The 14,086-nt window shown below is 65.7% G+C and carries 12 protein-coding genes and 1 tRNA gene; 10 read left to right on the top strand and 3 right to left on the bottom strand.

The genetic code is table 11. From position 1 onward, the window contains the following. Positions 1–515 precede the first annotated feature (515 nt). Complete coding sequence (locus NVS89_RS19165; protein WP_309486571.1) at positions 516–1,907, top strand: FAD-dependent oxidoreductase; 1,392 nt, start codon at positions 516–518, stop codon at positions 1,905–1,907. A 60-nt stretch (positions 1,908–1,967) separates the two neighbouring features. Here NVS89_RS19165 and NVS89_RS19160 read toward each other — a convergent pair whose 3' ends face one another. Next, on the bottom strand, positions 1,968–2,774 hold the full coding sequence (locus NVS89_RS19160) for an IclR family transcriptional regulator (RefSeq protein ID WP_258734362.1): 807 nt from the start codon (positions 2,772–2,774) through the stop codon (positions 1,968–1,970). A gap of 137 nt (positions 2,775–2,911) precedes the next feature. Here NVS89_RS19160 and NVS89_RS19155 point away from each other — a divergent pair, with 137 nt between their 5' ends. The 5 genes from NVS89_RS19155 to NVS89_RS19135 all read left to right on the top strand — a co-directional run bounded on the left by NVS89_RS19155 (position 2,912) and on the right by NVS89_RS19135 (position 9,895). Then, positions 2,912–4,219 carry an ABC transporter substrate-binding protein gene (locus NVS89_RS19155; protein ID WP_258734361.1) on the top strand — a complete coding sequence of 436 codons (1,308 nt, stop codon included), beginning with the start codon at positions 2,912–2,914 and terminating at the stop codon, positions 4,217–4,219. Positions 4,220–4,274: 55 nt separating this feature from the next. Further along, positions 4,275–5,153, top strand: a complete 879-nt coding sequence (locus tag NVS89_RS19150; RefSeq protein ID WP_258734360.1) for a carbohydrate ABC transporter permease — start codon at positions 4,275–4,277, stop codon at positions 5,151–5,153. Further along, on the top strand, positions 5,140–5,949 hold the full coding sequence (locus NVS89_RS19145) for a carbohydrate ABC transporter permease (RefSeq protein ID WP_258734359.1): 810 nt from the start codon (positions 5,140–5,142) through the stop codon (positions 5,947–5,949). Before NVS89_RS19150 ends, NVS89_RS19145 begins: the two co-directional genes overlap by 14 nt. A 29-nt stretch (positions 5,950–5,978) precedes the next feature. Then, on the top strand, positions 5,979–7,043 hold the full coding sequence (locus NVS89_RS19140; RefSeq protein ID WP_258734358.1) for an ABC transporter ATP-binding protein: 1,065 nt from the start codon (positions 5,979–5,981) through the stop codon (positions 7,041–7,043). A gap of 338 nt (positions 7,044–7,381) precedes the next feature. Further along, on the top strand, positions 7,382–9,895 hold the full coding sequence (locus NVS89_RS19135; RefSeq protein ID WP_258734357.1) for an arylsulfatase: 2,514 nt from the start codon (positions 7,382–7,384) through the stop codon (positions 9,893–9,895). Between the two features lie 456 nt (positions 9,896–10,351). Here NVS89_RS19135 and NVS89_RS19130 read toward each other — a convergent pair. Continuing rightward, positions 10,352–10,441, bottom strand: a tRNA-Ser gene (locus tag NVS89_RS19130). A gap of 443 nt (positions 10,442–10,884) precedes the next feature. Beyond that, positions 10,885–11,211, bottom strand: coding sequence for a hypothetical protein (locus NVS89_RS19125; RefSeq protein ID WP_258734356.1), 327 nt, complete (start codon positions 11,209–11,211; stop codon positions 10,885–10,887). Positions 11,212–11,510: 299 nt separating this feature from the next. On the opposite strand from NVS89_RS19125, the gene rplU reads away from it, so the two are divergent. The 4 genes from rplU to obgE all read left to right on the top strand — a co-directional run bounded on the left by rplU (position 11,511) and on the right by obgE (position 14,035). Further along, entirely contained in the window at positions 11,511–11,819 is a 309-nt protein-coding gene (gene rplU / locus NVS89_RS19120) for a 50S ribosomal protein L21 (protein ID WP_258734355.1), read from the top strand. Between the two features lie 29 nt (positions 11,820–11,848). After that, the gene (rpmA, locus tag NVS89_RS19115) at positions 11,849–12,118 is read left to right on the top strand and encodes a 50S ribosomal protein L27 (protein WP_258734354.1); all 270 of its coding nucleotides are present in this window, start codon (positions 11,849–11,851) and stop codon (positions 12,116–12,118) included. A gap of 145 nt (positions 12,119–12,263) precedes the next feature. Then, entirely contained in the window at positions 12,264–12,932 is a 669-nt protein-coding gene (locus NVS89_RS19110; RefSeq protein WP_258734353.1) for a GNAT family N-acetyltransferase, read from the top strand. Positions 12,933–13,000: 68 nt separating this feature from the next. Then, on the top strand, positions 13,001–14,035 hold the full coding sequence (gene obgE, locus NVS89_RS19105) for a GTPase ObgE (protein ID WP_258734352.1): 1,035 nt from the start codon (positions 13,001–13,003) through the stop codon (positions 14,033–14,035). Positions 14,036–14,086 lie beyond the last annotated feature (51 nt).

Genomic DNA, 14,086 nt, shown 5'->3' with positions numbered 1-14,086 from the left:
GCTCCCGGCTTTCAGCCGTGGCGGGTGCTGCGCGGGACGGAACGGCGCCTCGCTGCCGGCGATCGAGCCTGTCCTATGCCCTGACGTCTTCAAGGTTGCCCAAGGGGATGTATCAGCGACGCCGATCCCAACGAGCTCGCGTCTGACTACAGAGCCGCCCGGACTTTCCGGCTATTGTGGAACTGACGAAAGCAAAGCAGAAGTCGTCCTAATCTATCAAGTTTGATCGAAGCATCATCGCGGATTTAATCCGCATATTTAGAATAAATTACATAAAGTCGACGTATAGATACTATCTTATGCCGATAATAATTCGGCAAGAACGCAGCGACGACGTTCTCTCGTCCACAATCGATTCCGTCTCCCCAACCGCCCGCAAGTCGTCGAGCTGCGACGAGCCGACGCCGATCGGCCCGGCGCTTGACGGCCGTCTCATTTTAATGAACCATATATGAACTGATGTTTCATATATAAAACAAGCCCTGCCAAGGGCGACCGTTAGGGAGACGCGAAGCATGAACGCCCCTGTGCTCGACAAGGTCATTAAGGAGCCCGCACGCGAGACGCCCGTCCTCATGGAGGCGGACATCGTCGTCGTGGGCGGTGGCACCACGGGGCCGATCGCGGCGATAGCCGCCGCGCGCCGGGGCAAGAGCGTGGTCCTGATCGAGCGTTTCGGTTCGCTGGGCGGAAACCTCACGCTCGGCCTCAACACCAAGCCGTCGGGCGCGCTGGTTGGCGGGCTGCCGCTGGAGATCTGGAATCTCGCCCGCTCGGTCGGCGGGGCCGGCGAGGACTACATGGCGGTGTCGAAGTCGGGCGGCGTCAAGATCGCCTCGCCCTGCGATCCCGAGATCATGAAGATGCTGCTTACCCGCCTGTGCGCCGAGGCGGGCGTGCAGATCCTGTTCGAGACCTTCGTGTCCAGCCCCGTGGTCGAGCACGGCGAGGTGAGGGGCGTCGTCGTCGAGAGCAAGAGCGGCCGGCAGTTCGTCGGCTGCAAGGTGCTGATCGACTGTTCGGCCGATGGCGACATGGCCGCCAAGGCGGACGTGCCCTTCGTGATGGGCGCGGGCGACGCGACCACGACGATGCAGCCGGTGTCGATGTACTTCACCATGGTGAATGTCGACATCAAGCGGCTGGCCGACTGGGCGCGCCAGACCGACGACGTGCCGGCCCGCGCGATCCCCGAGAAGGACGAGGACCTGGCCTATGGCCTGTGGCTGACCGGCTTCAACGGGTCGCTGCGCAAGTTCCAGCAGGACACCGGCATCAAGCTTCAGCGCGAGAACATCACGCTCAAGACCGCCGACGGTCAGCTCTATGTCAACGCCACGCGCGTGCTCGGCGTCGACGTGTTCTCGCCGAAGGAGTTCTCCGACGCCGTGCTGGAGTGCTACCGCCAGGTCGACGCCTATGCGCGCTTCCTCAAGGAACGCATACCCGGCTTCGAGAACGCCAAGATCGCGCAGATCTCCCCGGTGCTGGGCGTGCGCGAGACGCGCCACGTCGTCGGCGAATATACGCTCACCGAGCATGACGTGCTCGACGGACCGTATTTCGAGGACAGCATCGCGGCCGACGCCTCCGCCCTCGACATCCACGACCCGAAGGGCGCCGATGTCGATTTCCGCGGCATGCGTCCTTACGAGATTCCCTATCGCTGCCTCGTTCCCAAGGGCGTGGAGCAGCTTCTCATCGCCGGGCGCTGCATCTCCGCCGATCACGGCGCGCATGCGCGCTCGCGCAACATGCCGGCCTGCATGGCGACCGGACAGGCGGCCGGCATCGCGGCCGCGGTCGCGGTGGAGGACGGCATCCGGGTGAGGGACGTGCCGGTGCCGAAGGTGCAGGAGATCCTGCGCGATCTCGGCATGCCGATCCACGGCAACCAGATCAACTGAGGTGCCGGGCGGCCGGGCGGGACGTGCGGCCCGGCCGCCTGTTTCGCCCATCGCCCGGGCCTAACGACGCGCGGGAGGCCGGTAGCCGAGCTGCATCGAGATGCTCGCGGCGGCCTCCATGACGAGATCCTTCAGTCGCCCGTGCTGCTCCTGCATGATCGGGAGGGACTCATGATCCGAGACATTGATGCCCGCCACTATGGCGCCCTGCGCGTCCCTCACCGGGGCGGCGACGCTGTCGATGCCCTTCGCATAGGCCGACCGGTAGGCGACGTAGCCGCGCGGCCGATGCTCGTCGAGCCGGTCGACGAGCTGCTGCACGGTCGCCGGCGTCTGGTCGGAGTACTGAAGCATCTCGAAGCCCTCGAACAGCCGGTCCAGCTCCGCGCGCGGCGTGTCGAGAAGAAGCGCCTGTCCGATCGAGGTGGCGTGCAGGGCGAGACGCGTGCCGACCGACACGTTGCTGCGCAGGCGATGCTGGGACGCAGACTTCAGCACGTAGACCACCTGCGTGCCGTCGCGCAGTCCCATATGGGCCGAGGCGTCGGTGTCGTCGCGGAGCTTCTCCAGGACCGGCCGTGCGATGTCGAGCAGGTCCTGCGACCCAAGATATTCGAATCCCAGCGACAGCACGTTCACGCCGAGCTTGTAGGCGTGGGAATGCGGCGTGCGCTGGAGGTAGCCATCCGCCTCGAGCGTGTAGACGATCCGGAAGGCGGTGGCGCGCGAGATCTTCAGCTCGCGCGATATTTCGGGAACGGAGACGACGGCCCGGTCCCGCGTGAACAGGCGCAGCGCCGCAAGGCCGCGCCGAAGTCCCGGAACGATGTAGCGCGATTGCTCGTCCGTATCGCTTTCATCTTCCATCACCATGGAGCCAGGCCTTCGACATCGCTACGCGATTGACGCCCATCGCCAATCCAGCGCATCATTTATAAAATAATGCTTCATATGTGAAGCGAAAAGACGCGACGCCAAACAGATCGCACAGGAGGAAACACCCGATGACCAAGAAGATGAAGGGGCAAGGTCCCCATCTCGACCGCCGTACGTTCCTCGGCGGGGCCGCCCTGGGCCTCGGCACGCTCGCCGCGGCGAGCGCCTTTCCCCGCCCGGCCCTGGCGAAGAAGGTCAAGCTCGTCTACTGGAGCCCGCTCGACCCCAAGTCCAACAACGCCCGCTCGAAGGCCGAAGGGGCGATGGTCGAGCTGTTCACCAAATCCCACCCGGAAATCGCCGTCGAGATCCAGCCCGTGCCGTGGCAGGTCATGGGCCAGCAGGTGATCCAGGGTGTCATGGCGGGCAGCGGACCGGACATCGCCCAGCTCTCGACCACCAACCTGCCCGATCAGGTCGGCGCCGGCTCGGCCGCACCGCTGAACGACGTCGTCGGCAAGAACTGGTCGCAGGCCGAGAAGGACGACTTCATCCTTCCGTGGGACAACACGGTCTATGATGGCCAGAAGATGGCCTATTACTGGAATTCGCTGCTCAACAACGAGTTCTGGTACATCCGCAGCGAAGTGGACGGCGAGATCCCGACGACCTGGGACGGCCTGCAATCCTTCCTCACCCCGCTCGCCAAGAAGCATGGCAAGCCGGGCTTCCTCACCGGCCTCAGCCAGCAGGGCAACGCCATCGAATTCACCGACTGGCTCATTCCCGCCTTCTGGGCCTGCGGCGCTGAATATGTGACCGAGACGGGCGAGGTCGGCTTCCTGAACGAGAACGGCATGAAGCCGTTCCAGTGGATCCTCGACATGGTGAAGGTCCACAAGCTGACGCCGGACAACATCTCGGCGCTCACCCGCGACAATGTTCTCGACGCGATGAAGGGGCGCAAGGCGCTCTCCACCATCCTCACCAGCAACATCGTGGCCTCCGCCCGGAGCGCGCTGGGCGACGATCTCGGTCTGGCGCGCCAGCCGGGGCCGAACGGTGCCTGCCCCGCCTTCGCCGCCGGCAAGTTCATCATGATGACGAAGAGCTGCCACGAGCAGGAAGCCGCGGGGCTGTTCATCGAAAGCATGATCTCGCCGCAGTCCCAGCTCATCAACGCCCAGATGGCGAAGGAGCTGCCTTCGCGGAAATCCGTCGTCGCCGATCCCTGGTTCAAGACGCCGGAAGCGGCCGATCTCAAATTCGCCATGGATTATATGGCCGAGACGCCGCACTTCTTCAAATTCCCGAAGAGGACCGACTTCCTGCAGACGCGCCTCGCCCTCGCGGCGCAGCAGATGATGACGGGAACGCCGATCAAGGAGGCGCTGGAGCGCGTCGCCACGGATTGGGATCAGGCGCGCAACGGCTGATCCCGCCTCGCTGGCGATACCGCCTGCGCTCCAAGCGAATCCCACAGGAGTCGTCGTGAACACAATCGTCTCGCGTGCGAGCCCGTACCTGCTGCTGACGCCGGCAGCGGTCATCATCTTCGCGATCACGCTCTACCCGATCGTGAACCTGTTCTGGATTGCGTTTCACGCGACCAACTACTTCCAGATTGGCTCCTTCAACGCAGGAGCCAATTTCTTCTCGCTCTTCAACGCGAGCGGCATGCGCTCCTTCGTCGCCACCGCGATCTTCGTGATCGCGTCCGACGTGCTGGCGCTGTCGCTCGCCATTTTCCTGGCATTGCTTCTGGAGGCGCCGCTGCGCAATCGCGGCCTGCTGCGCACGGTCGTCATGGTGCCGTGGCTGGTCTCGCAGGTGGTCACGGCGCTCCTCTGGCAGGCCATGCTCGACGCCAATTTCGGCCCGCTGGCCCATCTCGCCCAGGTGATGTTCGGGGTCAGCTTCGCCCCGCTTGGCAACGAGTTCGGCGCCATGGCCTCGATGGTGATCGCCAATGTCTGGCGCTCCTATCCGTTCGCCCTGGTCCTGATGCTGGCGGCGCTTCAGTCTATTCCCTCGGAAATGTACGAGGCCGCGCGCATCGACGGGGCCACGCGCTGGCAGGAGTTCCGGTACATCTCGCTGCCGATGGCCGGGCAGACCGCGATGGTGGTGCTGATCCTGCTGACCTTCGAATATTTCACGCTGGTCACCATCCCGTTCATCATGACGAGCGGGGGACCGAACGAGGCGACCTATCTGCTGTCGCTGCGGGTCTGGCGCGAAGCCTTCACCAATTATCACTTCGGCTATTCGGCCGCGGCCGGCGTGGTCGTGTTCTGCCTGAACCTCGTCCTGGCACTGGTCTACATCCGCAAATTCGCCGTCAAGGGGGGCGCCGATGTTCAGAGATAAGGCGCCCTGGTGGGCCTATGTCGCCATCCTCCTGACGTCGATCGGCGCCGTGCTGCCGCTGGCCTGGCTGTTCCTGCTGTCGCTGGATCCCAACCAGGGCATCGCCTCCGGCTCGGGCGTGTATTCGCTGAAGAACTACGCCTCCGTGATCTTCCAGAGCATGATGGCGCAGTACTTCCTCAACACCACGATCGTCGCGCTGTTCACGGTGCTGTGCACGCTGACCTGCGCGACGCTCGGCGCCTATGCGGCCTCGCGCTACCGTTTCCCGGGACGCGAGACCATCATGATCGGCCTCCTCCTCGCCTCGATGACGCCGGTCATCGCGGTGCTGGTGCCGCTCTACGCGCTGGCGGCGAAGCTGCAATTGCTGAACACCTATTCGATCCTGGTGATCGTCTTCACCGCCTGGCAGCTTCCGGGCACGCTCTGGCTGCTCCGCTCCTTCATGAATTCGATCCCGCCGGAGCTGGAGGAGGCCGCCCTGGTGGACGGCTGCAGCCGCGCCGGCGCGTTCGTGCGGATCGTGCTGCCGCAGCTCGTGCCCGGGCTGCTGGCGGCGGGGCTGATCGTCTTCGTCTACGTCTGGAACGAATTCATCATCGCCGTCAGCCTCGCGGCCAAGCAGGACATGCGCCTCGTCTCCGTGGGCCTCTACTTCTACCTGTCCGACTTCGGCGTCGAGTGGGGGAAGATCGCGGCGGGCGCGATCGTCTCCATCATCCCGCCGGCAATCCTGTTCCTGTTCCTGCAACGCCAGCTCATCCACGGACTGAGCGCGGGCGCGGTCAAGTAGCGTGACCCGTCGAGATATCGGAGGCCATGATGGCGACTGTTGAAATTCGTGCCGTGAAGAAGGCCTATGGCGCAACGGCCGTCATCCATGGCGTCGATGTCGATATCGAGGACGGCGAGTTCGTCGTGCTGGTGGGACCCTCGGGCTGCGGCAAGTCCACCCTGCTGCGGATGATCGCCGGGCTGGAGGATATCTCCGGCGGCGAGATCCGGATCGGCGAGCAGGTCGTCAACGGGATGCCGCCCAAGGACCGGGACATCGCCATGGTGTTCCAGAACTATGCGCTCTACCCGCACATGACTGTCGCCGAGAACATGGGCTTCTCGCTGAAGCTGCGGAAGGCGCCGAAGGCCGAGATCGAGACGCGGGTGAGGCGCGCGGCGGAGATTCTCAGCCTCGACCATCTGCTGGATCGCTATCCGCGCCAGCTGTCGGGCGGCCAGCGCCAGCGTGTCGCCATGGGGCGCGCCATCGTGCGCGACCCGCAGGTGTTCCTGTTCGACGAGCCGCTCTCGAACCTCGACGCCAAGCTGCGGGTGCAGATGCGCACGGAGATCAAGGAGCTCCACCAGCGCCTGCACACCACCACGGTCTATGTCACGCACGACCAGATCGAGGCGATGACCATGGCCGACAAGATCGTCGTCATGCATGACGGCATCGTCGAGCAGATCGGGGCGCCGCTCGACCTTTACGACCGGCCGGCGAACCAGTTCGTCGCCGGCTTCATCGGCTCGCCCTCCATGAACTTCCTGAAAGGGCACGTGCGGCTCGATGGAACTCCCCGGTTCGAAACGCCCGACGGGATCGCCCTTCCGCTCTCGTCGCCCGGCGGCGTGGAGGACGGGCAGCCCGCGGTCTACGGGGTAAGACCCGAGCACATGCAGACCGATCCGCAAGGCGTGGCGGCACAGGTGCTGGTGACCGAACCGACGGGCGCGGAAATCCTCGTCGTCGCGAAGGTGGGCGAGCAGGAGATCAACTGCCTGTTCCGCGAACGTCTCTCCTTCGCGCCGGGAGAGACGATCCGCATCGCTCCGCAACCGAACCTGACCCATCTGTTCGACGAGCGAAGCGGCAGGGCTCTCGCCTAGACGGCCTTCGTTTCCTTACGGGCTGCGAGCGAACGGCAATCGGCGCGGTTCGCGGGCCGATCCGCGGCGAAGCCCGAGCAAGCGAACTCGCCAGTCCGGTGCTGGCGACCGTAGCCCCGCAGGAAGGCTGGCGGGAGGCCTGTGTCACCGAGGATAAGGAGAAGGAACTCACCTCAAACCTGAAGGAAGATCGGGGTCCGAGGTCAGGTTCGCGCGGCGAGCGGCCGTGCCTTCTACCTCAAATGATCAGGGTCAAGGCGCCCCCTATCGATCGGTTGCAGTATTCGGCCAACGAACGCTTGGGCTGTACTGAAGGCGAGCGTGCAAGGGAGGGTCGCATGTTCCGATCGCTGATGCTTCAGTTTCTCGCATTGGCCATGGCCGTTCCGCTGATAGGGAGGGCCGAGGCCCAAACTATCCGTGGCGCGCGAGGGGCGCCGGACGCGGTGATGACCTTGCCCGGGCTTCAGTTGCCGGCGCCTTCGCCGCCCTTCTCCGGGAAAATCCTTCCCAATGCCGTCGACAGCAGGCCCGCCTGGCCGCCCCAGGTCATGCCGCCGGCGGGAGCGCCGAACGTGCTCCTGATCCTGACGGACGATGTGGGATTTGGCGCGCCGTCCACCTTTGGCGGCGTCATTCCCACGCCGACGCTGGACGAGGTGGCGAATGAGGGGCTGCGCTACACCACCTTCCACACCACCGCGCTGTGTTCGCCCACGCGCGCCGCCCTTCTGACGGGTCGCAACCATCATCAGGTCGGCTTCGGCGACATCAGCGAATTGTCGACCGGATTTCCCGGCTACAACGCCATCATCCCGCCGGAGACCGCCACCATCGCGGCCATTCTTCGCCAGAACGGCTACGCGACGGCCTGGTTCGGCAAGGATCACAACGTGCCGCCATGGGAAGCCAGCACCGCCGGCCCGTTCACAAACTGGCCGACCGGGCAGGGGTTCGACTATTTCTACGGCTTCGTCGGTGGCGATACGAGCCAGTGGCAGCCCGGCAACCTGTTCCGCGACACCACGCCGATCCATCCCTATGACGGCCATCCGGGGTGGAACCTCATCACGGCCATGGCCGACGACGCCATCGACTATCTTCGCAGGAACGTCGAGATCGCGCCGAACCGCCCGTGGTTCATCCACTATGCTCCGGGCGGCACCCATGCCCCGCACCACCCCACCCGGGAATGGGTGGATCGCATTGAGCAGATGCACCTGTTCGACGATGGCTGGGAAGCGCTACGCGAGCGCATTTTCGCCAACCAGAAGCGGCTCGGCGTCATTCCGGAGAATGCCGTTCTTCCGGCATGGCCGGCGGACATGCTGAAGCGCTGGAGCGACCTGACGGATGTCGAGAAGAAGCTCTTCATCCGGCAGGCCGATGTCTATGCCGCCTATCTCGCCTACACCGATCACGAGATCGGACGTGTCATCGACGAGGTCAAGCGGCTCGGCCAGCTCGACAATACGCTGATCATCTATATCAGCGGCGACAATGGTTCGAGCGCCGAAGGCTCGGTCAACGGCACGCCCAACGAGGTCATGTATTTCAACGGTGTCGCGCTCGACGCCGAGCAGCAGATGCCCTGGTACGACGCCTGGGGCACCGACAAGACCTATAACCACATGGCGGTGGGCTGGACCTGGGCGTTCGGCACGCCGTATCGCTGGACCAAGCAGGTCGCCTCGCATTTTGGCGGCACCCGCAATGGCATGGCGATCTCCTGGCCCGCAAGGATCAAGGACCATGGTGGCATCCGCCAGCAGTTCCATCATGTCATCGACATCGCCCCGACGATCCTGGACCTCGCCGGCATTCCCCAGCCCAATATGGTGAACGGGATCGCACAGCGTCCGATGGACGGTGTGTCGATGGCCTACACCCTTCCGGCGGAAAACAAGGCGCTGCCCTCGAGGCGCACAACGCAGTATTTCGAGATCCTGGGCAATCGCGCCCTCTACAACGATGGCTGGATCGCCAGCACGACGCCGCCCGTGCCGCCCTGGGCCAGCGTGGCTGCGCCGCGCCCCTCGGATGTGATGAACGGTTATGCGTGGGAGCTCTACAAGCTCGCGGATGATCCGACGCAGGTGCACGATCTCGCCAAGGCGGAGCCCGCCAGGCTCGAGGCGCTGCAGGAACTCTTCATCATGGAGGGCCAGAAGAACCAGGTCTTCCCGCTGAACAATTCCATCACCGCGATGGTCGCCCCGCGTCCGGGCCCGGCCGCCGGCCGCACGCATTTCGTCTATACCGGCCCCTCCTGCTGCACGCAGGCGAACGCCGCGCCCAGCATCCTCAACCGGTCGTTCCGCATCACCGCGGACATCACCGTTCTCGCCGATGGGGGGAGCGGCGTTCTTGTGACGCAAGGTGGCCGCTTCGCCGGCTGGGGGCTCTATCTGAAGGATGGCAAGCCAACCTTCACCATGAACCTGCTCGACCTGAAGCGCCCGAAATGGCAGGCCGCAGACGCGCTCACCGGTGGGCAGCACACGCTGGTGTTCGATTTCGCGCTGGACCCGCAGGGCAAAATGCTTTTCGGACGCGGCGGGACAGGTATCCTGACCGTGGACGGAAAGGAAGCGGCGAAGCTGACATTGCCGGAGACGGTCCCGTTCACCTTCGCCTGGGACGAGACGTTCGACGTGGGTCACGATACCGGTACGCCGGTCGATGATGCTGACTATCAGATACCGGCAAACTTCACCGGCAAGATCGGATCTATCGCGGTCGACCTGGGAGAAGGACCGGTCTCGCTGGAATCCATGACAGCGTGGCTAAAGCAGATGTCGACCCGGGATGTCGAACACCCGGCACCCGGCGTCGCCCCCGCGTCGAAATAGGCGAATGAGCCGGGCTTCGCTCCAATCGAATGGATGCGGGCCCGGCTCACTCGACCGGATGGCGGATGCAGGCGGATCGGGATGCACGCGGGCCGGTGATATCACGTCCCGAGCGGCCGAGGCTCATCGCTATATCGAAGCAGGCGGCGGGTTCGGGAAGGTTGTGCTGAACGTGGCCGCGTAAGGCACCTGCGGCGCGGGCTTCGCCTCAGCGTTCATTGTCCCCGGCGCACGGTTGAGCGTCCGCTCCTGAGTTCAGTCGACCGTCCGCGATTGGCGCCAAAGAGACCTCAACGCTCTGCGCCAAACACAGAATGTCACCAAACGGGCCGGCCGCCTCACTCTTTCAGCCCTCGGCCGCGTGCCCACCACCGCAATAATGTGGGAGGGGTGGCGATGAGCGCATAAGGTCATGCGAAAAAACCGAAATGAAATCAACGACTAATGTAATGAAATTGGCGGAGAGGGTGGGATTCGAACCCACGGTACGCTTGCACGCACAACGGTTTTCGAGACCGTCCCGATCGACCACTCCGGCACCTCTCCGCGCGCGAGGCGGGCCGGGGCCACGCCTTGGAGCGGGGGCTGAATAACCGAGGCGGCAGGAGCGCACAAGTGCCGTGAACGTCTCATGTCGCGAAATCCGTGCTTCGGCGCCGCAATTCACACCCGATGACGAGGAAGTCCGGGAGGCGCCGCATGAACGCGGGAGGCGCGAACGAGGGCGCGCGGGCGTTGCATCCGCTAAGGGCGAGGTGGCTCGCGGCGACCGATGCCTGCCTCGTGGAAGCCGACGCCGCGAGGCGTCGGCTCTCCCTATCACAAGGGCCCGCTGCCGATCCTGCCGAGGAGATGCTGCGCCGCCTCGCCAAACGCCCGATGGCCTGCCGAGAGGCTGGTGTACCTTCCTGCCTGAAGACCGGGACCCGCCCTTTCGAAATCCCGGCGCCTCCGGCCCGCTGACGGGCCGACCGGCGCCGGGGCTTCGCTCAGCGGCGGGAGCCGGAGCTGAGGAACCAGGCGACGGCCGCGCCGGTCAGGCCGGCGGCGACCACCAGCGCGAGCGGATGCACGGCCGCCTGGCGCGAAAGCGCCTGCATCGAGCGGCCATAGAGCTCGTGGCCCGATTCCAGCGCGTCGTCGGCGAGGGCGAGGGTGCGCTCGCGCACGTCGCCGAAGGCGCGGCCGCCGGCGCCCATCGCCTCTTCATAGGCCTCCTCGGCCCGCAGCGCGGCGTCATGGCCGGCCCGGCCTGCGATGCCGCGCAGTCTTCCGCCGGCCTGGCGGGCGGCGCCGGTGATGCGATGCGTGTCCATGACGAACTCTCCACTGCGAGTGTATGATCAACAGGTGCCGCCGGGCGGCGACGTCTGCTCACACAACGCTGCGCAGGCCGGAAGGTTCATCCGCGGGCGGGAACGGGCGCGGGGAGGGCGCGCGGGGGACGTCAGCCGCCGGGCACGCCCTTGTCCTTGACAGCGCTGGCCTTGCCCGCTATGGACCGGCCCTCGCGTAATGGGCGTCTCGCGCCCGTCACGCATCCCTATAACCCGACCGAAAGAAGCCGGTCCACGCCGATGAGGCGGGAGATCGGGCTCGAACGAAAGGACAGAACATGTTCGCGGTCATCAAGACGGGCGGTAAGCAGTACCGCGTCGCCCCCGACGAGGTCGTCACCGTCGGCAAGATCGACGCCGAAGCCGGCGCCTCCGTGACCCTGCCGGTGCTGATGCTCGGCGGCGAAAGCCCGAAGGTCGGCGCGCCGCTGGTCGACGGCGCCGAGGTCACAGTCGAGGTCGTCAAGCACACGCGCGGCGACAAGGTCATTGCGTTCAAGAAGCGCCGCCGGCAGAATTCGCGCCGCAAGATCGGCCACCGCCAGGACTTCACCGTGGTCCGCGTGACCTCGATCACCGGCGCCTGAGACCGCCAGCGAAGGAATAGGAGAGCACCATGGCTCACAAAAAGGCAGGCGGTTCCTCCCGCAACGGTCGCGACTCGGACGGCCGCCGTCTGGGCGTGAAGAAGTTCGGCAGCGAGAAGGTCGTGGCCGGCAACATCATCGTTCGTCAGCGTGGGACGCAGTGGCATCCCGGCGTGAACGTCGGCATGGGCAAAGACCACACCCTCTTTGCCCTTTGCGAGGGCCGCGTCGAATTCCGTGCCAAAGCCAATTCCCGAACCTACGTAAACGTCATTCCGGCCGCCGAGGCCGCCGAATAATACCGGTGAGGTTTCTTGAAATCCCACCGGTCTCGCCCGACTGGTAGGATTTCCGGAACGTCCGTAAGGGGACATCCCGGGTACCCGACAGGGGAGGCGAGGAAACCGCCTCCCCTTCGTCGTTCAGGCCCCCAGGAGATCCCCGATGACCCTTGTTGAAGCGACCCCCGGGTCCCCCCTCGCCGAGAGCAGTACCGCCGTCCTCGAAACCGGCCGCCTGATCCTGCGCGCGCCGCGCATCGAGGACATGGCCTGGATCGCGGAGCTGGCCGACAACCGAAAGGTTGCCGAGATGACCGCGAACATTCCCCATCCCTATGGGATGGCGGATGCCGCGGCTTTCGTCGCCAACCTGCCGGGCGGCCCGGACGCGGTCACCTTCGCGGTGTTCCTGAAGAACGAGGCGGCGCTGCGCGGCGCGGACGAATCGACCTTCGGTCCGCCGATCCCCGTCGGCATGTGCGGCTTCAACCGCCGCGAGGACGACGTGCCGGAGATCGGCTACTGGCTCGGCGAGCCCTATTGGGATCGCGGCATCGCCACCGAGGCGGCCCGGGCGCTGATCGACCACGCCTTCGGCGACCGCGACCTCGAGGCGCTGGTGGGCGCCGCGCGCGTGGTCAATCCGGCCTCGCGCCGGGTGCTGGAGAAGTGCGGATTCCAGTGGACCGGGGTCGGGTTGACGCGGGTGCGTGCGCTGGGCGCCTCGGTGCCGGTCGACCGCTTCCGCCTCGAACGGCGGCTGTGGAGTTCGCTGCGCGCCTGGGGCGCCAGCGCGCACCCCATCCGCCGCGATATAGATACCCGGCATTGAACGGGCCGATTTGATAGACTGAGCCGGCCCCTGCATCTGCGGGGGTCCATCTTGTTGAGCGCATTGCGATGAAATTTCTCGACCAGGCCAAGATCTATGTCCGCTCCGGCGATGGCGGGGCGGGCTGCCTCTCGTTCCGGCGCGAGAAGTTCATCGAGTTCGGCGGCCCCGACGGCGGCGACGGCGGGCGCGGCGGCGACGTGGTCATCGAATGCGTCGACGGGCTCAACACGCTGATCGACTACCGCTACCAGCAGCACTTCAAGGCGAAGAAGGGCGGCTTCGGCATGGGGGCCAACCGGTCGGGCGCCAGGGGCGACGACATCGTGCTGCGCGTTCCCGCCGGCACCGAGGTGCTGGACGAGGACGGGGACACCGTGCTTGCCGACATGACCGATGTCGGCCAGAAGGTGCGCCTGCTGAAGGGCGGCAATGGCGGCTTCGGCAACGCGCATTTCAAGACCTCGACCAACCAGGCGCCGCGCCGTGCCAATCCCGGCCTGCCGGGCGAGGAGCGCTGGATCTGGCTTCGCCTGAAGCTGATCGCCGATGCGGGCCTCGTGGGTCTGCCCAATGCCGGCAAGTCGACCTTCCTCGCCGCCACCACGGCGGCCAAGCCCAAGGTCGCCGACTATCCCTTCACCACGCTCCATCCGGGCCTCGGCGTGGTGCGGGTGGACGGGCGCGAATTCGTGCTCGCCGACATTCCCGGCCTGATCGAGGGCGCGCATGAGGGCGTGGGTCTCGGCGACCGCTTCCTCGCCCATGTCGAGCGTTGCCGGGTGCTGCTGCATCTCGTCGACGGCACCAGCGAGCATGCCGGCAAGACCTACAAGAGCGTGCGCGCCGAGCTCGACGCCTATGGCCACGGGCTCGAGGACAAGCCGGAGATCGTCGCGCTGTCCAAGGTCGATACGCTCGACCCGGAGACGCTGAAGCTCCAGCTCGCCCGCCTGCAGCGCGCGGCGAAGAAGAAGCCGCTCGCGCTTTCCGCCCATTCGGGGCAGGGCGTGCGCGAGGCGCTGCGCGCGCTGGCCTATGTCATAAACGAGGGCCGCGAGGAAGAGCAGACCAAGGAAGTCGCCGAGCCCTGGCGACCGTGAGGGCGTGACGCGGCGCCGCTGCCGCTCCCTCGCATCGAGGGGCGGGGCGGC

Origin of the sequence: Ancylobacter mangrovi, from assembly GCF_024752355.1 — a bacterium.
Lineage (GTDB): Bacteria > Pseudomonadota > Alphaproteobacteria > Rhizobiales > Xanthobacteraceae > Ancylobacter > Ancylobacter mangrovi.
The sequence above is the reverse complement of the archived record's forward strand: the minus strand, read 5'-3'. Positions and strand labels throughout refer to the sequence as shown.